Origin of the sequence: Irregularibacter muris (assembly GCF_024622505.1) — a bacterium.
GTDB classification, from domain to species: domain Bacteria; phylum Bacillota; class Clostridia; order Eubacteriales; family Garciellaceae; genus Irregularibacter; species Irregularibacter muris.
On the sequence record NZ_JANKAS010000001.1, the window covers coordinates 1 to 24,148 of the forward strand.

Genomic DNA, 24,148 nt, shown 5'->3' on the forward strand with positions numbered 1-24,148 from the left:
ATATGCTAGACAAGATGCTTCCATGGAACCCACAGGTTCAAGCAGCATGTCGCACAAAATAAAAAATAACAGTGGCAGCCAAATGGCTGCCATAATTTATTGGTACATGTTATTAAAGGACGCTTACTATCAAAGAAAGAAGTCTTGAGCAAGGAGGTAGTACCATTACTCAACAACTTGCCAAAAATCTATTTCTAACCCGAGAGAAAACGCTAAATAGAAAGATAAAGGAACTATTTTTAGCATGGAAGTTAGAGAGGACCTATAGCAAAGAAGAGATATTGGAAATGTATTTAAACAATAGTTATTTTGGTGCTGGGGCCTATGGTATACAGGAAGCCAGCCAAAGCTTTTTTCATAAAGAGGTTCAAGATTTAAACACAGAAGAATGTGCCCTTTTGGCCGGAGTATTAAAGGGACCTAGTATTTATAATCCCCAAGAACACTTAGAACAAGCTCAAAAGAGACAAACCTTAGTATTAAGGTTAATGAAGGAAAAGGGGTATATAGAATAAAATGCAAAACCTGAAGCCTAGAGATTGGAAAATCAGGAGAGGACATAGGCGAATTCTTAGATAAAATACGATGAATCATGACCGTCGGCTTAGCCGGCGGTCATGATTATAAAGACACAGAAAAGGGGCAATCCAGTAGCACTATCCTCGATCATGAGTTGTTACCTTTACTTCGGTGTATTCAATTACCTTTGATGGACATTTTTTTACCGCTTCTTTTATGAGGGTTAACTCTTCTTCGTCAACATCTCGACGAAGAAGGTTAGCTTTTTTATTGACTACTTTAAAATAATTGGGAGCGATTATCTCACAGACTCCACAACCTAAACAATATTCTGAGACAATATGGAGGGGATTTTCCTTTGTTTCATTTCCAACGTCTTTTTCGGGAAGATCCTCTTTTTTTACTAACCTTGATGTAAGATACCCCATCACGAAAATAGCTAGGGTAGTTAGCACCCAGCGTAGAGCCATAAACTTAGGTCCGAGGAATTTGGCCTCATTTAGCAACATAGGGACTTTAATAACTGCCCAGGCACTAAGGATGATGACAATATTTGAAATACTAGCTCCTTTAGATAGAAGAGCTTTACATACAGGAAAAGCTGCATAGATGGGCCCAGCGGAAAAGCTACCTAGAAGAAAGGAGAAAATAGATCCCTTAAAACCAGAGTTTTGACCAAAATTCCTTTCAATAGCCTCTCTAGGCACCCAAGCAGAAATTAAGGACGTGAGTAGTAAGATAACAGGCATAATCATTAACATTTCTTTTACATAGTAGAGACTATTTTGTAGGGACTGAAGAGCTTTAGCAGGCATAAAAATGGATAACCCGATATATGCCAGCAAAACTAAGAATAAAAGCTTATTTTGGTGAATGGTTTGTTTTACTTTGTTCATAGGATCACCCCCATGAGCAGTGCAATGACAATAGCAAAAATAAAGCTTAAAGAATTTCTAATTATAGTAAATTTAGTACCAAACTCTTTCTTTTCTAGCGGAAAAGTTACTATTCCCACCATGGTTAGTGTGGTTAAAAAGGCAGTCACTGGTACAATATTTGCTCCTGCAGCCATTAAAGAACCTACAAGAGGAAAGGCCACAAAGGCTGGTATCAAAGTAACACAACCTATGAGGGCAAAGATTACTGTAGTTAGAAGAGAACTAGATTGCCCTGCATATTGCTGTATGGACTCCGGGGGAATAAAGGTTAGAATGAGCCCGATCAGAAATAAAATACCAATGATTTCTCCTGCCATATGTTTCATCATACCACTGGACATTTTCACAGCATTAAAAGTTTTTTTCTTATCCTTTAGAATAGAAAAAGTAAACCAAAGCAGGGTAATTACCCAAAAAATTAAGGTAAAGATATCCACCATAAGCACCTCCTATAATTATTAGAATTTGTAAGATTTTCTACATTTCTCTGATTTCCAATGAATAAACCATAGATTTTCACAAATACATCAAAACTCCTTTCCCCTTGGGATTTTCTTTAGTATACTTGATATCAATAGATAAAAAAGTTACCTTGGTAACACATGGAAGGGAGGAAAAGAAATAAATATTGAAAAATATATAGACGCCTTATTGTCTCTCAGTCTTTTTCAGCCTTTTTTAAAAGATCAATTCTTAGAAATATTTCATTCATCCAAATATACAATAGATAAATATGATAGGGGGCAGATTATCCATCTTCAAAATGAACAATGCCACGGCATGGATATCCTCCTAGAGGGGAAAGTTTCAGTCCAAAAAATAGAAGAGGATGGAAATATATTAAAAATAAGTGTTTTTTCGGGAGGGGATGTATTTGGTGCAAATTTAATGTTTTCCAGTAGAAATGCTTATCCCATGACGGTGGTTTCTGAATCTAAGTCTATTATCCTACACATTCCTAAAGAACTAACCCTTAAGCTCAGCCAAAACAATCCTGATTTTATGGTTAGATTGCTCAGGGTCATATCAGATAAAACTCTTGTATTATCAGACAAAATCAATGCTATATCTCTTAAAACCATCCGACAAAGAATTATGGATTATTTAAAGTATGAATATCACCTTCAAAGAAGCAATATTATAAGCTTAAATATTTCTAAAAAGGAATTAGCCGAAAGATTGGGAGTACAAAGATCATCTCTAGGTAGGGAGCTAAATAAAATGCGAAGAGATGGATTGATAGAATATGATGCTAAAACCATTATTATAAAAAGTTTAAATGGTTTGTAATAGCCAAAAAATTAAGATGGATAGTATTTATTGGAACAGAGACTGGTTTTAAGAAGTCTCAAGAGGCTAAAAGAGTTATAGAGTGTAGAAATCATCATAAAGGAGAGGGAATTTATGAATGAAGTATTAAAGCAAATTAAAGAAAGAAAATCAGTTAGAGTATTTGAAGACAGAAAAATAGAACCAAATATCAAAGAAGAAATTCTGCAATCAGCTTTTGAAGCACCTACGGCGGGCTGCATGATGCTCTATAGCATCCTAGATATTACAGATGAAAAGTTAAAAGCAGAACTTGCTATAGCTTGTGACAATCAACCCTTTATCGCAAAAGCTCCCTTAGTACTCATTTTTTTAGCAGATTATCAAAGATGGTATGATACCTTTACATTAAATGATTGTAGTCCTAGAAATCCAGGGGAGGGAGATATCTTACTAGCCTGTGCCGATGCTATCATCGCCGCACAAAATACAGTAGTAGCCGCAGAGTCCTTGGGAATTGGCTCTTGCTATATAGGAGATATATTAGAAAACTGTGAGACTATTAGAGAGCTATTGGACCTTCCTGACTATTGTATTCCAGCGGCTATGATAGTATATGGATATCCTACCCAACAACAAAAAGATAGACAAAAACCTATACGATTTGAAAAAGAATATATTGTATATGAAAATACATATCGTAGGCTAACCAAGCAAGAACATGGAGAGATGCATCAGATTAGAAATGAAAAAAGAGGACTAAATAAAAGGTCTATAGAAGAGATTAAAGCCTTATGTAACCGCAAATACATGTCAGATTTTTCCTTGGAGATGAACCGTTCTGCAGGGGAGTATTTAAAAAAGTTTAGATAGAAGAGGAGAGGTCCATGATAAGTGTGGTATTTTCTTCTAAATAAATTATCAATATAATACGGAGGCAATCATATGGATGAGAAATTTATCAAAGGTATTAAAATTGATTGGGCTCGAGTTGAAAAAAGCAATTATAGCCGAAATATTCCTTCTATTCAATCCATTAACCAGCTTTATTTTAATAGCAATATTACTTTTTTTGTAGGGGAAAATGGAACGGGTAAATCTACCTTACTTGAAAGTATCGCAGTGGCTTATGGATTTAACCCGGAAGGAGGAAATAGAAATTTTAACTTCTCCACAATGGATACTCATTCTGAGTTACATCAAGCAATTACTGTCATAAAGGGGGTCTCAAGGCCTAAAAGTAACTTCTTCCTTCGTGCGGAAAGCTTTTATAATGTTGCTAGCAAGATTGAAGATTATAGAGATGGAGATGACTATAGTGCCTATTATGAAAGCTATGGGGGTAAATCTATGCATGAACAGTCACATGGAGAAAGCTTTCTTGCACTTATTCAAAACCGCTTTACTACAAAAGGATTATATATTCTAGATGAGCCAGAAGCAGCTTTATCACCCCAGAGACAATTGACATTATTGATATTAATATATAATTTAGCCCAAAAAGGAACGCAGTTTATTATTGCAAGTCATTCTCCTATCCTACTTGGTATGCCAGGTGCGTCCATATTATCCTTTGGCGATGGCAAGATTAGAGAAATTACATATGAGGAAACGGAGAGCTATAAGGTAACAGAATTGTTTATTAATAATAGACAACTGTTACTTAATAATATGCTGGAAAATGAATAGATACCAAGAAGGAATAATTTAAGAAAATTTGATTCCTATATGTAGAAAAAGACGAATTAAACATCATAAAACAAAAAAGTAGTGATACTCAAGCTAAAGCTTTTTGGAACCCCCGGTTTGACCGGGGGTTTTCTAATTGTAGATATCTATTCATTAGATATTTATCTAATGAATAGATTGACATCAAAATATTATAAGAATATAATGAAGTTAAGAATATAACAATGAGGTGTTGCCATGAAAAAGCTTATAAAGCAAAAAGATTTTACATTGTTTATCCTAGGGAATTTAGTTTCATTATTAGGAAGCAATATGCAACAATTTGCATTATCCTTGTATGTACTAGATCTCACTGGGTCGGCTACAGTATTTGCATCTATTCTATCGATTATCATTATTCCTCGACTTATTTTCTCACCTATTGCAGGGGTTTTTGGGGATTGGTTTGATCGAAAAAAGTCTATTGTATTATTGGATCTATTAAATGCAGTTATCATAGGGATTTACGCACTAATCTTTATCCATAGAGGCAGTCTAAGTGTACCATTAATCTATGTTTTGGTTATTCTCTTAGAAATTACAGAAATATTTTTTCATTCATCAATGGCGGCAGTATTACCAAGTATTGTTGACAAGGAGGATTTCCTTGAAGCCAATTCTGCAAAATCCTTGGCAGTGAGTATTGGGGATTTATTAGCCCCTATCATTGCTGCCTTGATTTATGGAAGCTTCGGTATGGCATTAATACTCATTGTTAATTCAATTAGCTTTTTTTTATCTTCTATAAGCGAAATGTTTATAAATATACCTAAAAATCATAAAGTCCCTGAGAAAATGGGCATAAAATCCTTTAAAGATGATTTGATTGGGGGTATAAGCCTATTAAGAGAGAACAAGCTAGTAACTACAATTATATCTTCTGGCGGGATTTTAAACTTTTGTGTATCTCCATTGGTATCAATAGGGTTGGTATTTATTATAAAGGAGATTTTAAAAACATCTGATTTTAAATTCGGTTTATTTCAGATGGTGTTATCCTCTTCATTTATAGTGGCTCCGCTTATTGGAGGTAAACATATTAAAAAAATCAAAATAGGCAAACTTTTATATATGAGCTTTATTTCTATAGCGATTACCGTATTGATTATGGCAATGATCCCTTTACATTTCTTTAGCTCTAATCTAATTCCTTATATTTTACTACTGATCACTTCATTTTTTATTGGATTATTTGCTACCTTTGCCAACATTGCTTTAAATACACTTTTTAGTGAAATTGTACCTTTGGATCTAATGGGAAGGGTATCCACCATAATGGGCTTAGCTATGACTATATTGATTCCAATAGGGCAAATGATTTTTGGATACCTTTATGATGTAATCCTACCAAATTATGTAATTGCAATAGCGGGAACAATATTGATTATAACCACATTGAAGTATAAAAAGGATTTAATCAGTTATAGTGAAGAGGCTGGAACTAGGACAAAAGGAGACGTTGTAGATGAATTTTAAATTTTATCCTGATGAGAGTAAAGTTTATGATTTTTTAAGATTCCCCAAATTATTGTATCATATGGAATCCTATGAAGAATCCAAAAAGGATTATAATTATAAAAATATCAATATGGATGAATATTTGGATTTTGTGAAAAAGGTGGAGGAAAAACTAAAACCATTTAGTAAAGAAATTGAAGAGTTTTATACAAAACCATTCTCAAGTGAACATAGTTTTATTGATTTAAATATTAAATCAGATACTATCTTGGGGTATAGGGATGAAAATAAGTTTTTAGATTATTTATTAACCTTAACAGAAGAAGATATCAATAAAAATATCATATATTCTTTAATAATCAATGAAGAAAATCAAGTAGATTCTAATGAAATAATGAAAAGAGCAGAAGAGATCTGTTTAAATAAAAAGGATATATTATCTTTTATAAAGGAGTTATCCATTGATCCTGGTTTAAAGTGGAATCTTTTTCTAATTGTAGAAGACCCTGCACTATATATGCGGAAATATGTGGATCTAATGATAAAGATATACCCAATCTTTGAAGAGTTTTATAAACCCCTGACAAAGAAGATAAAAGATTATGGTCAATATCTTGAAAATTATTTAAATAAAAATGGGGCTGAATCATTGGAGGATTTAACCTATTCTCTTTTCAATTTAAGCATGATAAAGGGAGAAATAGTACATTTACTGGTTAGTATAACTTTTGCCTATTCTATTAGTCTAATGCCTAAGGAAGAGGAAAGTATGATTGTATTTGGGCTAAAGATAGAAGAGGCATTAAAGCAAATTGAAGAGATAAATGAGAATAAAACCTATGAAAGGGTTCAGATATTTAAAAATTTAGGAGATAAAACAAGATATGAGGTATTAAAGCGAATTGCATTAGGAGAGACATCGATAAAGGAAATAGCAAATGTCTTAGGCGTATCCAGTGCTACAATATCCTATCATATTAATAACTTATTAACTTCCAAGGCGATAAAACTTGACAGAACAGACAATAAATTTGGATATATAGTCAATTATGGTTTGCTTGAAAAAACAATAGAAGATTTTAAAAAAGATTTAAAATTTCCTAGAAACAATTAGCAAGGCACCTTATCCCACGAAAAATTAAGCACAAGACATAACCCCCTCAGAATATGTAGCTGAGGGGGTTTTATAAAGGAAGAAAGAAAAGGAAGAAAGAAAAGGAAGAAAGAAAAGGAAGAAAGAAAATCTTTTATTTTGAAATAGGAAAGTTGATCATGTTCTTCTAGGATCAGACTTTCCTATTTTACTAGAGCGGTCTTAGCTGTTTTCTCGGAAGGAACTTAAATAATTTATTGACGGTAGGGGAAAAGTAAACTATAATCAATTTAGTAATTTACTAGATTAGTAAATTACTAAATTCAGAATATAAAAGTTAATGAGTACAACGGATTAACTCAATTACAGGGAGGAAAATATGATGAAAATCCCAACTACTTTAAAACACAAACCAGTTATTGTATCGGAAAATTATGAAAATGTAGATGGAAGATATGCTTATAATACGGATGCAAAGGGTCTCTCATTAGGATTAGCCCAATGGAATGATCGAGGCAAAGTGGATATTTCAGCCAAAGTATGGAGACACACGGGAGAAAAATGGTCAAGGCAGTCTGAGGAATTACCTCTTCATCGGGTATTGGATCTAGCAATTCTTGTTTGCAGAACCAAATTGCATTTTCAAGAAGCCTATCGATATGAAAAATTATATGATCCAGAAAATCCTATTGTAGACAGAGTAGGTTTGCAAGGAGATGCTATGACTGTATCTGTATGTACAGAAAATCAAAAAATTGATGAAGACATTCAATTATTCAATCAAGCCCTTAGTGATGATGGAGAATTGATCGGAGAGCGTTTGCGTACTTTATCAAATATATTAAAAGAAATGGGGTACTAATCCTTGGATAAAAGAAAAGAGCTGAAAGAACAGTATAAGAACATGAAACCAGATATGGGAATATTCATGGTTCGATCCAATATCAACAATAAGTATTATATTGAAGCAACTCAGGATTTGAAAGGGACCATGAATAAAACTAAGTTTCAATTAAAATTTAATAGTTTTCTGAATAAAGAACTACAAAAAGCATGGAAAGAGCAGGGAGAATCCAATTTTACAATAGAGATACTTGAGAAGCTTCAATATGATAAAGATGAATCAAAAACAGATTATAGCGAAGATTTAGCTTTGTTGCAGATGATTTGGGAAGAGAAATTGTCCCAAAAGGGCATGGAGTTCTATCAACGTTAAGGATAAAAAGTAAATGTTTTTTAAGATATTAAATTGATTTAGATAAAAATATTTTGGGAAATACTAAGAAGAATAGAATAAGCAAGCTGGCCAATAGGGGTTTTTTAATCGCTCTTGGCCAGCTTGTTTATTCTTATTCGCCGGTTAAACCTTTTCTATGCTAGTCCTCCTTTCTAAAGAAAAATGTAATGATTATTGTCTCCATAGTCCAAGAAGTTAATTTTAGGAATTTATATCGTAGAATATTTACTTTTTAAGGCTGCTATGCACAATCATTCCTTATACACTAATCTCCAAATATCCTTCATTATTTGCTATAATGAATATTAAGCAATGAAAACAGGAGGAGACTAATCATGGTTACTGGAGAGTTGAAAAATAAAGTAGATAAAATATGGGAGATATTTTGGACAGGAGGGATTACCAATCCTCTATCCGTTATCGAACAATTTACCTATCTATTATTTATAAAGGGATTAGATGATAAACAAACCGACTTAGAGCAAAATGCTGAAATCTTTGGTATAGAGTCGGAAAAAATATTTAAAGAGAACCACCAGGGTCTAAGATGGAAAAACTTCAAACAATTACCTGCCAAGGATATGCATGAAGTAATATCAAAGGAGATATTTCCCTTTATTAAGACCATGCATGGAGATAAGGACTCGGCCTTTGCACAATATATGGATGATGCCATCTTTATGATCCCCACCCCCCAGATGCTAGAGAAAATTGTCACTAATATTGATACCTTACCTCTAAGGGATAGGGATGCTAATGGAGATTTATACGAATACCTACTTTCCAAAGTGGCCACCGCAGGCACCAATGGACAGTTTAGGACTCCAAGACATATCATTAAGATGATGGTGGAACTGATGAAGCCTACCCCTACCGACATTATCATTGATCCTGCCGCAGGGACTGCCGGTTTTTTAGTAGCAGCAGGAGAGTATTTACAAAAAAATAATGAAGGTTTATTTGCTGTCAAGGAATTAAGAGATCATTACAATAAAACCATGTTCCACGGCAACGATATGGATAGAACCATGCTGCGTATAGGAGCCATGAACATGATGCTCCATGGGGTAGAAAATCCCAATATAGAGTATAGAGACTCCTTATCAGAGAGTAATAAGGATGAAGAAGAATATACTTTAGTTCTAGCCAATCCCCCCTTTAAAGGGTCTTTAGACTATGACAGTGTATCAGCGGATTTATTAAAGGTCACCAAGACCAAAAAAACCGAACTTTTATTTTTATCCCTATTTCTTCGCATACTAAAAAAAGGAGGACGCTGTGCTTCAATAGTTCCTGATGGAGTACTCTTCGGAAGCTCCCAGGCTCATAAGGCCATCAGAAAAGAAATCGTAGAAAAACATCATCTTCATGGTGTCATTTCCATGCCTAGTGGAGTATTTAAACCCTATGCCGGAGTGTCTACAGCAATACTTCTTTTTACCAAAACAGGAGCTGGTGGCACAGACAAAGTATGGTTCTACGACATGAAAGCCGATGGCTACTCCCTAGATGATAAACGTCAACCCATAGAGGAAAATGATATTCAAGATATCATCAAGAGATATCATAATAGGGCAGAAGAAAGGGATAGAAAAAGAACAGAACAATCCTTCTTTGTGGATAAAGAGGAGATTGTGAAAAATGACTATGACCTGTCCATTAACCGATATAAAGAGATCGAATATGAAGAAGTAGAGTATGAAGAACCTAAGGTGATTATAGGAAAAATAAAAGACCTAGAACAGCAGATTCTTCAGGGGCTAGAGGATTTGGAGAGGATGGTGTAGGGGATGGAATATAGAAGACTAGGTGATTATGTAAGAATAATGACTGGCAAGTTGGATGCTAATGCTAGTGATAAAGATGGTAAATATCCCTTTTTCACATGTTCTGTAAATAATTTATGGATTAATTCTTATGCTTATGATTGTGAATGTGTTTTGGTAGCAGGTAATGGAGATTTAAATGTCAAGTATTATGAAGGGAAATTTAATGCCTATCAAAGAACCTACATTATTGAGTCTATGGACAAAAATATTCTGGACATTAAATTTTTATACTATTTTATGAGTAAATATATTGATATTTTAAGAAACGGTTCTATAGGTGGAGTAATCAAGTACATTAAGCTAGGGGATTTATCAGAAGCGCAAATCCCCCTTCCTTCCCTCCAAATCCAAGAAAGAATCGTAGAAGTCCTTGGTAAGGCACAGGCCTCAATAGATGCAAGAAAAGAACAAATCACACTTTTAGATGAGTATATCCAATCAATATTTTATGAAATGTTTGGAGATCCAATTACTAATTCTAAGGGATGGGAGATTAGAACATTAAAAGAAGTTGGTAATTTGCAAAGAGGTAAATCAAAACATAGGCCAAGAAATGCTCCCGAATTATTAGGAGGACCATATCCTTTTGTTCAAACGGGTGATATTGCTAATGCAGGCTTATATATTAATAACTACTTTCAAACTTATTCAGAACTTGGCTTAAAACAAAGTAAGATGTGGAGTAAAGGGACATTGTGTATTACAATAGCTGCAAATATTGCTAAAACGACTATTTTGGGATTTGATGCATGTTTTCCCGATAGTATAGTGGCATTTATACCTACAGAAAAGGTAGACAATATGTATGTTCAACTTTGGTTTAGATTTTTACAGGAGATTATTGAAGCCAGCGCACCGGAGTCAGCACAAAAAAATATTAATTTAAGAATACTTAATGATTTAGATATTCCTATACCACCCATCCATTTCCAAAACCAATTTGCCAACATCGTACAAAAAATAGAAGCCCAAAAACAACTCATGGAAAAGTCTTTAGTTGAAATGGAAAACAATTTCAACAGCTTAATGCAAAGAGCCTTTAAAGGGGAATTATTTTCATAAAATAGTCTATAAGGATTTTGCACTAAATATCTGAGATAGGGGGAAAGTCATGTATTATAACTTTGATTTTCTAAAAAAAGAATCCAAATATAATTCATTCACTTATGCCTGTATAGAAGCGGAGAAAAGCCTAGTGGTGTCTTACGCTACTACGGCCATACTCACTCGAAGATCCCTAGAGCTTGCCATCAAATGGCTTTATAGCTTTGATGAGGAGTTAACTCCTCCCTACGATGAAAGGCTAGGGGCTTTAATTCATGATTATAAATTTAAAAGCATTATTGATAGCAAACTATTTCCGATGCTTATCTACATACAAAAACTGGGAAACAAAGCTGTTCATACCTCTACACCGGTTTCTAGAGATCAAGCGGTTTTAGCCTTAAAAAATCTTTTTGAATTTATCTCCTGGATTGATTACTGTTATTCTGATGAATACGAGGAAAGAACCTTCAATGAAGAATTACTAGGAGATAGCGGACAGGAGAGGAAGACTAGACAGGAACTACAGGATCTCTATGAAAAATTAGGCCAAAAGGATAGAAAATTAGAAGAGATCATCAAGGAAAACCAATATCTCAGGGAGGAAAACACGAAAAAACGAGAAAATAATCGCCAAACTAGAGAATTTAAGGTGGATGAGATCACCGAATTTGCTACCCGGAAAATGTATATTGATCTAGAACTAGAATTATGTGGTTGGAGGATAGGAAAAGATTGCCTAGAAGAAGTAGAAGTTACTGGCATGCCCAATACATCAGGTATAGGTTATATAGACTACGTTCTCTATGGGGATGACGGAAAGCCCCTAGCTCTAGTAGAAGCTAAAAAAACCAGTGTGGATCCCAAAATAGGACAAGTACAGGCTCGGAGGTATGCTGATTGTTTAGAAAGACAATATGGAGTTAGACCTGTTATTTTCTATACGAACGGTTTTGAATACTATCTATGGGATTATGAAAACTACCCTGAACGCATAGTATCAGGACTATATACCAAGGAAGAGCTTCTATGGATGATCTATAAGGGACAGCATAAAGAATCCTTAGAAAACCCTAATATCAAAGATGAAATCACCAATAGACCTTATCAAAAAATGGCCATTAGTGCCGTTTGTGATAGTTTGAATAAAGGCAACCGAAAGACACTGTTAGTTATGGCTACAGGCTCAGGAAAGACTCGAACGGCTATCTCTCTAGTGGATGTATTAATCAATAGAGGATGGGTGAAAAACATCTTATTTTTAGCCGACAGAACAGCCCTAGTTAGACAGGCCAAGAAAAATTTTAAAAATTTACTTCCTGAACTTTCCCTATGTAATCTATTGGATAGTAAGGATAACCCAGAAAGTAGGATGGTCTTTTCTACCTATCCGACCATGATGAATGCCATAGATGATGCAGAAGGCCAAGATGGTAAAAAGCTTTTTACTCGGGGACATTTTGATTTAATCATTATAGATGAAAGTCACCGAAGTATTTATAAAAAATATCAGGCTATCTTTAACTATTTTGATGCCATCTTATTAGGCCTTACCGCCACCCCTAGAAGTGATATAGATAAAAATACCTACGAAATCTTTGAACTAGAAAACAGCGTGCCTACCTATGCCTATGAACTGGATGAGGCTATAAAGGGTGGATACTTGGTTCCTTATCATACGATAGAAACTACTATGAAGTTCATGGAAGAGGGGATTCATTACGATGATTTGGCTGAGGAAGAAAAGGAAATCTTTGAGGAGACCTTTGAAGATGGAGTAAGAGAGATTAGTGGAGCGGAATTAAATTCTTTTTTATTCAACAATAATACCATTGATTTAGTCCTTAGGGAGCTAATGGAAAAAGGTTTAAAGGTAGAAGGTGGGGATAAATTAGGGAAAACCATTATCTTTGCCAAAAATAAAAAACATGCAGATTTTATTGTAAAACGCTTTAATATTTTATATCCAGAATATAAAGGAGAATTTACAAAACCAGTATATACAGGGATTTCCTATGTAGATAGTACTATGGAAGACTTTGAAACCAAGGAAAAACTTCCCCAAATTGCCGTATCAGTGGATATGCTAGATACAGGTATTGATATTCCCGAAATTTTAAATCTGGTATTCTTCAAAAAAGTCCGATCCAAAACAAAATTTTGGCAGATGATTGGTCGGGGCACTAGACTTTGTGAAGATCTCTTTGGAGTGGGATTGGATAAAAAGGAATTTAGGATTTTTGACTATTGTGGAAACTTCGAGTTTTTCAGAATAGAGAAAAATGGTAAAGAAGCCAAGGTGGAAAAATCCCTAACAGAAAAGATTTTCAATATTAAAGTGGGAATTATTAAAGAGCTCCAACCTATAGACTATCAGAGGAAAGATTATGAGAATTATAGAAAACATTTAATAAAGGATGTTTTAGGAGATGTTTTAAGAATTAATGAAAGTAAATTCAGCTCCCGCATGAAACTAAAATATATCCATCAATTTAACCAAGAAACAGCCTATGAAAATCTAACTGATCAAGATACCAGAGAACTGGAAGAACATATTGCCCCCTTGATTCCTTTCCTAGAGGAAGATGAGATGGCCAAAAGATTTGACTTTTTAATGTATACTATTCAGTATGCTGAGTTAAAGGGATTGGCCTCCTCGAGACCTAAAAATAGGGTGATTACCACAGCAGAAAAACTTTCTAAAAAAGGTACCATTGAAAGAGTTAAAAGACAGGAAGAATTGATATTAGAGGTTCAAACTCAAGAATTCTGGGATAATGCTGACCTTTTGGACTATGAAAGGGTACGGGAAGCCCTTCGAGAGTTGGTGAGATTTATTGAAGAGGAGTCTAAGCAAATTTACTACACAAACTTCACCGATGAAATCCTCACCAGTCAAGAACATCCGGGGGAATATAATGTAAACAATATGGAAAATTACCGAAAAAAAGTGAATGTATATTTAAAGAAAAATCAAGACGATCTAGTGGTGTACAAATTAAGAAACAATAAAGCTTTAGGAAAAGATGATATTCAACATCTGGAAAAAATTCTATGGAAAGATCTTGGTACCAAAGAGGATTATAAAAGGGAATTTGGAGATGAATCCCTTTTAAAACTTGTTAGTAAGATTGTAGGATTAGATCCCAAAGCAGCCAATGAAATTTTTTCTGAATTTTTATCTGATGAAAAATTAAATATTTACCAAATGGAATTTGTAAACCTCATTGTAAACTACATTATTAAAAACGGAAGCTTGGATAAAAGAATACTCAATGAACATCCCTTCAACAAAAAGGGTAATGTCATCGCTTTATTTGACGGAAAAATAGATATCGCCCAAAAAATCATCCGTACTATTGATCAATTAAATAATAGATTAAGTATATAGATTATTCTTAAACAGCAACAAGATTATCTCAAGAGAAAGCAAGAACAGGGTATGCCCTTACATAATTGGAGAAAAATGCGTCACAGACTATATCACATATTATAAATAGTAATAGCTGGTCCAGTTAAATTCCGATTTGCCCATGTTCGAGAACAAGGGTTTGTAAATTCGCTATCTAGGAAGCGTCAAAAACTCGCTACGCTCAGACACTTGACTTAAAGCGCCTATCTAGCTTCATTAACAAACCCTAAGTCTCTTCACAAAGCAAAATCTCCATTTAACTCGCCCAGCTGACACATAAATAGTGGGTTGCAAAGATGGTTGCTATCTAAGCTTCAGTAAAAGATCATAGACCTAAAAACAAAACCCTAGACCCTTCGCTTCTCTTATGATGACAAGCCTTTTTATAACGCACTGTTTGCAGATCAGCTGGATTAGTTAAATGGAGACTTGACATAGTGTAGGGGTTTAGAGTTTGTTAATGCAGCTGGAAGCGTTTTAAGTCAAGTGTTTGAGCAAAGCGAGTTTTTGACGCTGCTGAAAGCAAATTTTACAAACTCTTACCCCAAACGTAGCAAGTCGGAATTTAACTAATACAGCTGTTCCTATCATAAAAAGAAGGGCAGTCTACGACGTATTTTTCTTAAACTATGTACCATAGAAAATATTAAAAACAAATGAAATAAATTTGTCCTAGAAAGCAACACTACCTCATAAGATGGAATGAAGATGTATTCTAATCTTATTGTCCACGAGGGGGTAGGTGCTATGGAAAAATCAATAGAAAAGCCCACAGGGGAATTCAAAGATGAATTAGAAGAAAAACAGATAGAGGAACTTCTCGAGAAAGAGCCAATAGAAACCACAGAAGAATTTATTGAGGAAGAAATCCAGGAAGTTCAAGAAGGATCAATAGAAGAAGAGATAGAGGTAGAGGAATCTATTGAAGAGGTAGAGGAAGAAATAGAAGAGGGACAAAAAAGAGAGTCTCTTAAAGACAAAATAAAAGAAAGAGTAAAAAAACATAAAAAACTTTCTATAGGTCTGGGGATTTCTTTTTGTACTTTAATTATTATGTATTTTGTCATGACCCTATATTTTATAGATCATTTTTATTTTGGCACCGAAATCAATAGCATCAGCGTTTCAGGAAAAACCTCAGAAGAAGCCAAAGAGGTCATGGCAACTGGGTTGAATGATTATACACTGACCATAAAGGATAGAGCGGGGATAGATGAAAAAATAAAAGGAAAAGATATTGAATTACAATATATCTCCCAAGAGGAAATTAAAGACTTTAAAGACCGTCAGAATCCCTTTAAGTGGATTATAGCCCTATTCAATAAAGAAAACACCAAAGCCTCTATAGAACTTTTCTATGACGAAATATTATTCAAGAAACAAATAGATAGACTCTCTTATTTCAAGGGGAGAAAGATTATCGAGCCTAAAAATGCCAGCCTTCAATATGGAGAAAATCAATATGAGATTGTGGATGAAATCCTTGGCAATAAAGTAGACAGAGCTATTTTAACTTCCCAAGCAGCAGATTTTATATTGAAAAATGAAATTGAACTAGATCTAGAATCAGCAGGTTGCTATATAGAGCCTCAATATCATTCCAAATCTAGAGAAGTTATAGAAGCAAAGAATACGCTGAACAGATACGTATCTTCAAAAATCACCTATACATTTGCCAAAGATAAAGAATTCTTAGACGGTGACACAATTAATAAATGGCTTGAAGTAGATGAGAAATTTCAGGTTATAATTAATGAAGAAAAAGTGAAAGAGTACATGAGTACCCTTGCCAAGACCTATAATACAGTTGGCAAAACAAGAAACTTTATTACAGCCTCAGGAAAAACCATAAAAGTAGGTGGAGGGGATTATGGTTGGGCCATTGATCAGGCAAAGGAAACACAAAATTTAATTTCAAGCATCAAGGAAGGAAAAACCATAACAAAAGAACCAGAATATCACCAAAGAGCTTTTGCCTGGGGAAGTAATGATATAGGAAATACCTATGTGGAAATAGATTTATCAGGGCAACATATGTGGTTTTATAAAAAAGGTTCTCTAGTAACTCATGGGAATGTCGTTACAGGAAATGTACAAAAAAATCACACTACTCCTCCTGGAGTTTTCCGATTAAAATATAAATCTAGAAATGTTGTCCTTAGAGGTCCAGATTACGCTTCACCAGTTACTTTTTGGATGCCCTTTAATGGAGGAATAGGCATCCATGATGCCAGTTGGCGCAGTGTATTTGGGGGCAATATCTACAAGACCAATGGCTCCCACGGCTGCATAAATTCTCCTTACAAGGTAGCCAAAGCCATATTTGATAATATCAGCCCTGATACCCCTGTGATTTGTTATTAAAATATGGATAAAAATAAGGGCCTTGTATGATTGTTGGAGGGATAATTTAAAGACTTTTATTGTTCCATAAATTTTTCGATATAAATCCTTAGGATAAGCCATAATAAAGAAAAAGAACAAATGTAAGGCGGTGTATCCATGAGGGTGAGATTGGGCTATGTGGCCATTGCTCTGGAACTTCCAAAAGTAACATCCTCCAGCAATGTGACCTATACCTATTATCAGAAGTTAAATACAGAAGAGAAAAGATTAGATAAACTTAAACAAATTTCATATTCGAATACTCAAGATTTAAAAAAGATATTGGAATACAATATTGAAAGAGAGATTCATTTTTATAGAATAACATCTGCACTCATCCCTCTAGCAACCCATCCAGAAGTGAAGTGGAATTATAGAGAGTTGTTTAAAGCAGATTTTAAACAAATAGGTCAACTAATAAAAAATAATCACATGAGGGTGGATACCCATCCGGATCAATTCAATGTTATCAATAGCACTAATGAAAATGTAGTTGAAAGCACCAAGAGAAATCTATGGTTTCATGCTCATTTATTTGAAGATATGGAATATCCCCAAGGCAAAATGGTGCTTCACGTGGGCAGTGCGGCAGGGGGAAAGGAAGCTGCATTGAAGAGGTTTAAGGAAAATTTTAGAAAATACCCTAAAGAAATCACTTCAAAAATCATTTTAGAAAATGACGATAAAACCTTTACCGCCAAAGAAACCCTTAGGCTATGCAAAGAATTGAGAGTTCCCATGGTTTTGGATGTGCATCATCATATATGTAATAATGATGGTGAGCATGTCATGGAATTATTGCCTGAAATACTGGATACATGGAAAGGAGATACCTTTCCTCCAAAGATTCATTTTTCCAGTCCCAAAGAGAGTTCCAAAGATAGAAAGCATGCAGATTTTATAAACGGACAGCACTTTGTTGAATTTATAGAAAATTGTAAGCGACTAAACCAAGATATAGACATCATGATAGAGGCAAAGAAGAAAGATTTGGCGCTTTATCATCTTGCTCAATCTATAAAGAATTTAAGAAAAGAGTGGAATTGGTTAGATAATTCTACCTTCGAAATTTAATCGTAAGGGGAAATTTTGTTTTATGCTATCATGATTAGGGAATATATAATATGAGGAATACATACAATGACAACTTAAAATTAATCCGTTGTGCGAGTTAAATTCCAATTTTCTCATATTCCAAGCAAACTCTCCATTTAACTAGCACAAGGAGTTAAATTATTATTGAACAAGAGGTGATTACCATACAAATAAAACATTTATCCCATAGTGGCTTTATGGTGGAGGATAAGGAAAATCTATTGATTTTTGATCCTATTGTCCTCTTAAAAGGACTTGATGTAGAGAAAAATATTTATATTTTTTCTACCCACTCCCATGGAGATCATTTTAAACCGGAAGTATTTGAATATCTTTATGAGATGAAAAATGCATATTTTATTTTCAGCAAGGATATTGCCCCTAAAATAGAGGGGAAAAAGATTAAAAACCTAGTTCTTTTAGATCATTATGAAAACACAGAAATTCATGATGTGAAAATTTCTGCCTATGGCACTACCGACCTAGGCAACTCCTACCTAGTCACCCTAAAAGGACAAAATTATTTTCATAGTGGGGACTTAAACTGGTGGCATTGGGTAAACCGGATGACGTCAGATCAACTAGCCAATGAAGAATCTGATTTTAAAAGAGAAGTGGATTTATTAAAGGGGAAAGATATAGATTTTGCCTTTGTACCCGTAGATCCAAGATTAGAGGAACAGGCTTATTTGGCTATTAATTATTTTATAGAAACCCTTCATCCTGGATATGTTATCCCCATGCATTCCTTTGGAGAGTATTCCTTTTATAAAGATTTAGAGGAACATATTGAACTACACAATACAAAACTTCTCAATGTCCATAGGGAAAATGAAATTGTTTATGAAAAATAAGTTTAATAAAGATAAGACCAAGGTCCGCATAACACATACCTTGGTTTATTTTTGTATAAGATAAAGAAAGTCCTTGTAAAGACAAAATCTGCCCTAAGGGATTTAATGTTGAAGAAAATTCCTATAGGATAGATTTTAAAATCTACCTATTCAAATCAAAAGATAAATGATAAGATATAGGGTATCTTAAATTGAATGGTATCATCCTTTCAAATATATTTTAAGTTTATGGAGAAAATTATGAAAAATAAAAGACAACATTATGGATTTATTACTGCACTGACTATGATTGTAGGTATTGTAGTCGGATCTGGAATCTTTTTTAAAGCGGATGATGTATTAAAATATACAGGAGGAAGTATAAAGTTAGGAATCTTGGTGTTTTGTATAGGGGCATTTAGTATCATCTTTGGTAGCTTGACCTTGACAGAACTGTCCATGAGGACTCAAGGCAGCGGAGGAGCTGTAGGTTATTATGAAGAGTTTATTTCCCCCAAAATAGCCTGTGGTTTTGGTTGGTTTCAGGTATTTGCCTATTATCCAACTTTAATAGCGGTGATATCCTGGGTGGCAGGCCTATATACTTGCTTGTTATTTAATCTACCTTCCACTTTGGAAATGGAAATATTCATAGGACTTATCTATATGGTAGGAATTTATGGATTGAATATCTTATCTTTAAGGTTAGGAGGATATTTTCAAAACCTTTCTACCTTTATTAAACTTATTCCTCTTTTAGGCATTGCACTCATCGGAATGTTTTGGGGTTCACCCCATCCTGTTCTACCTGAAAATGTAGAATTATTGTCCAAAAGTGATGTGAGCCTAGGATGGCTTGCAGCATTAGCACCTATTGCTTTTTCCTATGATGGTTGGATTATTACTACGAGCATAAGTAATGAAGTGAAAAATCCTAAAAAAAATATGACCTTAGCCCTTATATTTGGCCCCTTAATTGTATTGGGAGTTTATCTTCTTTATTTTATCGGGTTAAACAATATATTGGGCACAGAATATATTATGTCTATGGGGAATTCCGCTGTAAATACAGTAGGGGAGTTATTATTAGGTAACCAAGGAAGTAAGATGATGTTGATATTTGTGATTATCTCGGTCTTAGGGGTAGTCAATGGGGTAACTCTAGGAAGCATAAGAATGCCCAAAGCTCTGGCGGATAAGAAGATGATTCCCTATGGAGAAAAAATAGCCAAAGTCCACCCAAAATTTGAACTATCCTTAGGTTCTTGCTTTACCTCTTTGGGAGTATCCATGATTTGGCTAGTGATTCATTATATTACTCAAAAATCTGGCATAATCAGGACCAGTGATGTCAGTGAAGTCGCCATTGTATTTGGATATGTACTTTACATGATGTTATATATAAAAGTCTTAAAAATGAAGAAAGATAAGATGATCACCAGCTATTTTAAAGGAATCATCTGCCCCATATTTGGACTGTTGGGGTCATTGATCATATTGGTGGGAGGCATTGTGTCTAATCCTATTTATGGGACAATTTTTCTATTGTTCTGTGGGATCATTTTTATGACAGGTTGCTTATACTATGATCGTTCTTCCCTTTCTTAAACCTTGTGGGTGGATAATCTGAAAAAACTTAATTGGAATAAATAAGAAAAGAAAGGAATGGCCTCTACATCATGATGTAGAGGCCATTCCTTTGTGTAGAATATGAACAAGTAAATTTTGTTATATACCATTGGCAAGCCTATAGCACCGGCAGATGAATAGTTAGAATAAATTCTTCATCATTCTTTTCATATTGCAGATGACCATTGTATTTAGAAACAATATCCTGTACGATTTGTAAGCCATATCCAGAAGATAAATACTTTTTTTTAGAAAAGGGCTGTTTAGGGGTATTTCCTTCATAATAATTATTTTGAATGCAATAGTATAAAGTCTGGCCCCTAGGATACAAATCTATATGAATAAAACCCTCTTGCTTATTAGGTAAATTGATTATGGCTTCTATAGCATTGTCTATGGTATTAAAAAGAATAGAGCTAAAATCAGCATCTTCTATTTCTAACTTAGGGGGAACAGCTGCTTTTGTATGGAAATCTATTTTATAGGCTGAGGCTTCTGAGTGTTTTTCATTCAGCACAATATCGGCAATTCTATTGCCGGTTTTTATTCTTCTAGGGATCTTTTCTATTTGCTCTTTCAATGGCTGAATATAACTTTCGTATCCGGCATGGGACTTTTCTTCCATCATAATCTCTAAAGTCTTCATATGGTTTTTGATATCATGCCATACCATAGAAACTTTGTGGTCCTCTGCTTCACTTTTGGATAAGAGCTTTTCATTCATTTTATCTAAAGTCTTTTTCATTTCATATCTTTGGGCGTCTTTATAGGATTGCTTTAAGCTTGTATAAAAATAAAAAACACCGATATTCATTGCTACAAATGTTAACCCAAGAAAGAGCAATATAAAGTCTCCCCATGTATTGGTATCTGATTCAATAGATAGATTAAAAATGAATACCATAGAGATAATGGAAAGAAGAAGGGTGATAATGAGAAAAAGATGATGTTTTTTAGACAATAAAACATCATTGGGCTTCACAAATTGAAGGATCAGATGGATGGATCCTAAGATCATTAATTTACTTAAAAGACCTATGAAAAACACGTCTTGCATAGCCGTGGCGGAAGGATTAATGTCTAAATCAAGAATCCCAAAGATAAACATGGTTAAAATAGACTCAACAAAAATCTCTAAAAAATAAAATATAAAGACAATAAATAACCGGGTTTCCAATTTTATATGATAAAAATAGGTATAAATTAAGAGCGAAAAAGAGACAATAATGGCTTTCATATAAGGAACTACATTTAAAACCGTTAGAAATATTCCTAATAAAGACAGTCCCACTACAAGCAGTCCATGGAGGATTTTTGTATGAGTATTTCTATGTATAAAAGATTTCAAAAGAAATAAAAATAGAAAGGAATCTATAAAGGTTAAAAGAGAAACATATAGAATATTTATATCCAGCATAAAATCATCCATTCTTTGATTTGTTCTATGAATAAGGCTAGAAAAGCTTAGCACCCTTTATCTTTACTTATAAAAATAAGAGATAAGGGGTGGTTGATTATCAGGCCGATTTATAAAATAATTTTTCAAATTCTGTTATCTTCCTTCTAGAGATGGGCAATTCTTCATTATTTTCCAGTAGAACGGTATGCTCTATTATTTTAGAAACATAATTTAAGTTTACCAATAGACCACGATATATCTGAAAAAAATGATATTGAGTGAGATCCATTGGCAATTCCTTTAAAGTTCGATAGGTTGTCCCAAAAGAATTTTCATGGGTAAAGATAGAAACCCTTTTATCGCATGCTTGAATATAGAGGATTTCATCTATTCTTAATTCCATAGGCCCTTCTTCCAGAGTATTAATGGTAAGCTTGTTTAGATTTATGCTTATTTTTTTTATTAAACGATTTAATACACCTTCAATCTCTTTATCAAAATAGGATTTTCGAATAAAATCAAATGCTCCCGTATCAAAGATTTTATAAACTTCTTCATCTAAAGAGGTAATAAAAATAAAAATACAAACTTTATCCATAGTCCGTATTTTTCTAGCAGCCTCTGTCCCATCTATCCCCGGCAGGTCAATGTCAAAGAATATAATGTCATATTTTTCAGAGGAAGATAGAGCTTCTGCCAATAGTTCTTCTCCATTAGTAAAGACATCTAAAGAAAAGGAAATATTTTTTTTCTTAAATTTTGAATCAATAATAGAGCTTAACAGGTTAATAAATACTTTTTGATCTTCACAGATTGCTATCTTAACTTGTTGGAACAAAGTCCTCCCTCCCAAAAAGCTGAATATTTACCGCTTATTCCAAAAAAATGACCATTGATTCCATTTTTCAAGAAGTGGATATTTTTTATGTTAATGTAATTATAAACAATTTCAGAAGTTATTGGAAGGAATAAATAGAATTGTACATAAAATAGTTGGAATATTTGTTCAAAATAAAATTATAAATGATGAGGATATAGAAAGAATAAAATACAGGTGAATCTCATCGTAAAACTTTTTTAATTATGGAAGTAGTACAAGCCTATCTTTTGGTTATATCATAGATGTCTCAAATTTTAAGAGAGCGATAATATATACATTAATCTACAATAATAAATAATTTAGGAGCTTATTGAGAGGGGGAAGGCAGATCCTTGAAAGCAATGAATGGAATGATCAATAGGATAGTGGAGATATCTGTCCGCAATAGAATAATCAATGAAGAAGATATAGAAATAACAAAATACGGACTAGAGTCAATTTTTCTTCATATGATTTCGACCACTTTATTGATTTTACTGGGAATATTCTTTAGAAGGATAGATATAGCCATTATATATCTAATGGTATTAATTTTACTTAGAAAGAATACAGGTGGATATCACTGCAAAACCTTCTTAGCTTGCGTATTTACAACCAGTATAGGCTTACTATTTATTATAATAACAAATAATATCATAGGGGAATACTGGAAAGAATTAATAGGAATTCTTTTTATCCTATACTCCATGATTAAGATTTATATGTCAGATCCAATTTTAAATAAAAACAGAATGGTTTCAGATACTGTAGTGGAGAAATGTAAGAAAACCAAAAATAAATGGTTATTAATTTTGGTTTGTATATCCTTAATATTCCACTTTTTAGTAAAGCTACAGTTACTTAATAGTTATGATTATTTTTATGCTATCACTAGTTCACTAATGATAGTAGCATTAAGTATAAATAATCTTAGGAGGGAAAACCATGAGAAAACTAACAAAGATGGGATTGGAGTGCATTAACAAGTGGGCAGGAAAGGCAGCAAAGGAATCAGTAAGCTCGATGTCACTATATTTATATTATGAGCCTAAAATGCCTAAAGAGCTATTGACTTCTGTTTCAGAAAAGAAGAAATAAAGACAGAGAATAAGTTAGAGGTAGCGAGAGAAAAACATAATGGCAATAATTATTTAAAAACTATTTGACATCTACCATCTAACCATTTAAAGAAGGGTTAAGGTTTTAACTCCCACTGACCCTTCTAATGAAATCTCATTAAGACCCCATGAAATAGCTGAACTTCAAAAAATGGCCCAGATGGCATAGGAAAATGACATTTTAAAAAAGGCTATGGACAGATGATTTCTTTAAAGGAATCATCTGTTCCATATTTGGGCTATTGATATTATTGATTAGATTGGTGGAGGGGATGGTCTTCAATCCTATTTATAGAACAAGCT

At 33.8% G+C, this 24,148-nt stretch carries 21 protein-coding genes; 17 read left to right on the forward strand and 4 right to left on the reverse strand.

Features of this window, described 5'->3' with window-relative positions; all coding sequences use genetic code 11:
• Window positions 1–128 precede the first annotated feature (128 nt).
• Entirely contained in the window at window positions 129–515 is a 387-nt protein-coding gene (locus tag NSA47_RS00005) for a transglycosylase domain-containing protein (protein WP_257529227.1), read from the forward strand.
• 141 nt (window positions 516–656) lie between these two features.
• Here the strand turns inward: NSA47_RS00005 and NSA47_RS00010 are convergent, their stop codons facing one another.
• Window positions 657–1,415: a permease gene (locus tag NSA47_RS00010; RefSeq protein ID WP_257528765.1), complete on the reverse strand. Its 759-nt coding sequence runs from the start codon at window positions 1,413–1,415 to the stop codon at window positions 657–659.
• Window positions 1,412–1,897: a permease gene (locus tag NSA47_RS00015; protein WP_306811054.1), complete on the reverse strand. Its 486-nt coding sequence runs from the start codon at window positions 1,895–1,897 to the stop codon at window positions 1,412–1,414. Before NSA47_RS00015 ends, NSA47_RS00010 begins: the two co-directional genes overlap by 4 nt.
• A 211-nt stretch (window positions 1,898–2,108) precedes the next feature.
• Between NSA47_RS00015 and NSA47_RS00020 the strand changes: the two genes are divergently transcribed.
• From NSA47_RS00020 to NSA47_RS00085, 14 genes are all read left to right on the forward strand, one after another.
• Window positions 2,109–2,747, forward strand: a complete 639-nt coding sequence (locus tag NSA47_RS00020; protein ID WP_257528767.1) for a Crp/Fnr family transcriptional regulator — start codon at window positions 2,109–2,111, stop codon at window positions 2,745–2,747.
• A gap of 114 nt (window positions 2,748–2,861) precedes the next feature.
• Window positions 2,862–3,599, forward strand: a complete 738-nt coding sequence (locus NSA47_RS00025) for a nitroreductase family protein (protein WP_257528769.1) — start codon at window positions 2,862–2,864, stop codon at window positions 3,597–3,599.
• Between the two features lie 72 nt (window positions 3,600–3,671).
• Entirely contained in the window at window positions 3,672–4,415 is a 744-nt protein-coding gene (locus NSA47_RS00030; RefSeq protein ID WP_257528771.1) for an AAA family ATPase, read from the forward strand.
• Between the two features lie 237 nt (window positions 4,416–4,652).
• Complete coding sequence (locus NSA47_RS00035; protein WP_257528773.1) at window positions 4,653–5,930, forward strand: MFS transporter; 1,278 nt, start codon at window positions 4,653–4,655, stop codon at window positions 5,928–5,930.
• Window positions 5,920–7,026 (forward strand): ArsR/SmtB family transcription factor, encoded by a 1,107-nt coding sequence (locus NSA47_RS00040; RefSeq protein ID WP_257528775.1) that lies wholly within the window; start codon window positions 5,920–5,922, stop codon window positions 7,024–7,026. Before NSA47_RS00035 ends, NSA47_RS00040 begins: the two co-directional genes overlap by 11 nt.
• Window positions 7,027–7,387: 361 nt before the next feature.
• Window positions 7,388–7,867, forward strand: a complete 480-nt coding sequence (locus tag NSA47_RS00045; protein ID WP_257529229.1) for a DUF6530 family protein — start codon at window positions 7,388–7,390, stop codon at window positions 7,865–7,867.
• Between the two features lie 3 nt (window positions 7,868–7,870).
• A complete protein-coding gene (locus NSA47_RS00050) occupies window positions 7,871–8,221 on the forward strand; it encodes a GIY-YIG nuclease family protein (protein ID WP_257528777.1) in 351 nt (116 codons plus the stop codon).
• Between the two features lie 356 nt (window positions 8,222–8,577).
• A complete protein-coding gene (locus NSA47_RS00055; protein ID WP_257528779.1) occupies window positions 8,578–10,029 on the forward strand; it encodes a type I restriction-modification system subunit M in 1,452 nt (483 codons plus the stop codon).
• A 3-nt stretch (window positions 10,030–10,032) separates the two neighbouring features.
• The gene (locus NSA47_RS00060; RefSeq protein ID WP_257528781.1) at window positions 10,033–11,133 is read left to right on the forward strand and encodes a restriction endonuclease subunit S; all 1,101 of its coding nucleotides are present in this window, start codon (window positions 10,033–10,035) and stop codon (window positions 11,131–11,133) included.
• 49 nt (window positions 11,134–11,182) lie between these two features.
• Window positions 11,183–14,506 (forward strand): DEAD/DEAH box helicase family protein, encoded by a 3,324-nt coding sequence (locus tag NSA47_RS00065; protein ID WP_257528783.1) that lies wholly within the window; start codon window positions 11,183–11,185, stop codon window positions 14,504–14,506.
• A gap of 768 nt (window positions 14,507–15,274) precedes the next feature.
• Window positions 15,275–16,891: a L,D-transpeptidase family protein gene (locus NSA47_RS00070; protein ID WP_257528785.1), complete on the forward strand. Its 1,617-nt coding sequence runs from the start codon at window positions 15,275–15,277 to the stop codon at window positions 16,889–16,891.
• 138 nt (window positions 16,892–17,029) lie between these two features.
• Window positions 17,030–17,986 carry a UV DNA damage repair endonuclease UvsE gene (gene uvsE, locus NSA47_RS00075; RefSeq protein ID WP_257528787.1) on the forward strand — a complete coding sequence of 319 codons (957 nt, stop codon included), beginning with the start codon at window positions 17,030–17,032 and terminating at the stop codon, window positions 17,984–17,986.
• A gap of 176 nt (window positions 17,987–18,162) precedes the next feature.
• Complete coding sequence (locus tag NSA47_RS00080; RefSeq protein WP_257528789.1) at window positions 18,163–18,861, forward strand: MBL fold metallo-hydrolase; 699 nt, start codon at window positions 18,163–18,165, stop codon at window positions 18,859–18,861.
• A 240-nt stretch (window positions 18,862–19,101) separates the two neighbouring features.
• Window positions 19,102–20,448, forward strand: coding sequence for an APC family permease (locus tag NSA47_RS00085; protein WP_257528791.1), 1,347 nt, complete (start codon window positions 19,102–19,104; stop codon window positions 20,446–20,448).
• Between the two features lie 139 nt (window positions 20,449–20,587).
• Here NSA47_RS00085 and NSA47_RS00090 read toward each other — a convergent pair whose 3' ends face one another.
• Window positions 20,588–21,886, reverse strand: a complete 1,299-nt coding sequence (locus NSA47_RS00090; protein ID WP_257528793.1) for a sensor histidine kinase — start codon at window positions 21,884–21,886, stop codon at window positions 20,588–20,590.
• A 100-nt stretch (window positions 21,887–21,986) separates the two neighbouring features.
• On the reverse strand, window positions 21,987–22,706 hold the full coding sequence (locus NSA47_RS00095; protein ID WP_257528795.1) for a LytR/AlgR family response regulator transcription factor: 720 nt from the start codon (window positions 22,704–22,706) through the stop codon (window positions 21,987–21,989).
• Window positions 22,707–23,089: 383 nt separating this feature from the next.
• Between NSA47_RS00095 and NSA47_RS00100 the strand changes: the two genes are divergently transcribed.
• Together NSA47_RS00100 and NSA47_RS00105 are read left to right on the forward strand one after the other, a co-directional pair.
• Entirely contained in the window at window positions 23,090–23,710 is a 621-nt protein-coding gene (locus tag NSA47_RS00100; RefSeq protein ID WP_257529230.1) for an accessory gene regulator B family protein, read from the forward strand.
• Window positions 23,673–23,825, forward strand: coding sequence for a cyclic lactone autoinducer peptide (locus tag NSA47_RS00105; protein WP_257528797.1), 153 nt, complete (start codon window positions 23,673–23,675; stop codon window positions 23,823–23,825). Before NSA47_RS00100 ends, NSA47_RS00105 begins: the two co-directional genes overlap by 38 nt.
• Window positions 23,826–24,148: the final 323 nt, after the last annotated feature.

What these genes read in the sequence shown, in the direction of transcription:
- NSA47_RS00070 (WP_257528785.1), top strand. Translation starts at nt 15,275, where the DNA reads ATGGAAAAATCAATAGAAAAGCCCACAGGGGAATTCAAAGATGAATTA.
- uvsE (WP_257528787.1), top strand. Translation starts at nt 17,030, where the DNA reads ATGAGGGTGAGATTGGGCTATGTGGCCATTGCTCTGGAACTTCCAAAA.
- NSA47_RS00025 (WP_257528769.1), top strand. Translation starts at nt 2,862, where the DNA reads ATGAATGAAGTATTAAAGCAAATTAAAGAAAGAAAATCAGTTAGAGTA.
- NSA47_RS00030 (WP_257528771.1), top strand. Translation starts at nt 3,672, where the DNA reads ATGGATGAGAAATTTATCAAAGGTATTAAAATTGATTGGGCTCGAGTT.
- NSA47_RS00040 (WP_257528775.1), top strand. Translation starts at nt 5,920, where the DNA reads ATGAATTTTAAATTTTATCCTGATGAGAGTAAAGTTTATGATTTTTTA.
- NSA47_RS00090 (WP_257528793.1), bottom strand. Translation starts at nt 21,886, where the DNA reads ATGCTGGATATAAATATTCTATATGTTTCTCTTTTAACCTTTATAGAT.
- NSA47_RS00015 (WP_306811054.1), bottom strand. Translation starts at nt 1,897, where the DNA reads ATGGTGGATATCTTTACCTTAATTTTTTGGGTAATTACCCTGCTTTGG.
- NSA47_RS00045 (WP_257529229.1), top strand. Translation starts at nt 7,388, where the DNA reads ATGAAAATCCCAACTACTTTAAAACACAAACCAGTTATTGTATCGGAA.
- NSA47_RS00065 (WP_257528783.1), top strand. Translation starts at nt 11,183, where the DNA reads ATGTATTATAACTTTGATTTTCTAAAAAAAGAATCCAAATATAATTCA.
- NSA47_RS00105 (WP_257528797.1), top strand. Translation starts at nt 23,673, where the DNA reads ATGAGAAAACTAACAAAGATGGGATTGGAGTGCATTAACAAGTGGGCA.
- NSA47_RS00010 (WP_257528765.1), bottom strand. Translation starts at nt 1,415, where the DNA reads ATGAACAAAGTAAAACAAACCATTCACCAAAATAAGCTTTTATTCTTA.
- NSA47_RS00060 (WP_257528781.1), top strand. Translation starts at nt 10,033, where the DNA reads ATGGAATATAGAAGACTAGGTGATTATGTAAGAATAATGACTGGCAAG.
- NSA47_RS00035 (WP_257528773.1), top strand. Translation starts at nt 4,653, where the DNA reads ATGAAAAAGCTTATAAAGCAAAAAGATTTTACATTGTTTATCCTAGGG.
- NSA47_RS00085 (WP_257528791.1), top strand. Translation starts at nt 19,102, where the DNA reads ATGAAAAATAAAAGACAACATTATGGATTTATTACTGCACTGACTATG.
- NSA47_RS00055 (WP_257528779.1), top strand. Translation starts at nt 8,578, where the DNA reads ATGGTTACTGGAGAGTTGAAAAATAAAGTAGATAAAATATGGGAGATA.
- NSA47_RS00100 (WP_257529230.1), top strand. Translation starts at nt 23,090, where the DNA reads ATGAATGGAATGATCAATAGGATAGTGGAGATATCTGTCCGCAATAGA.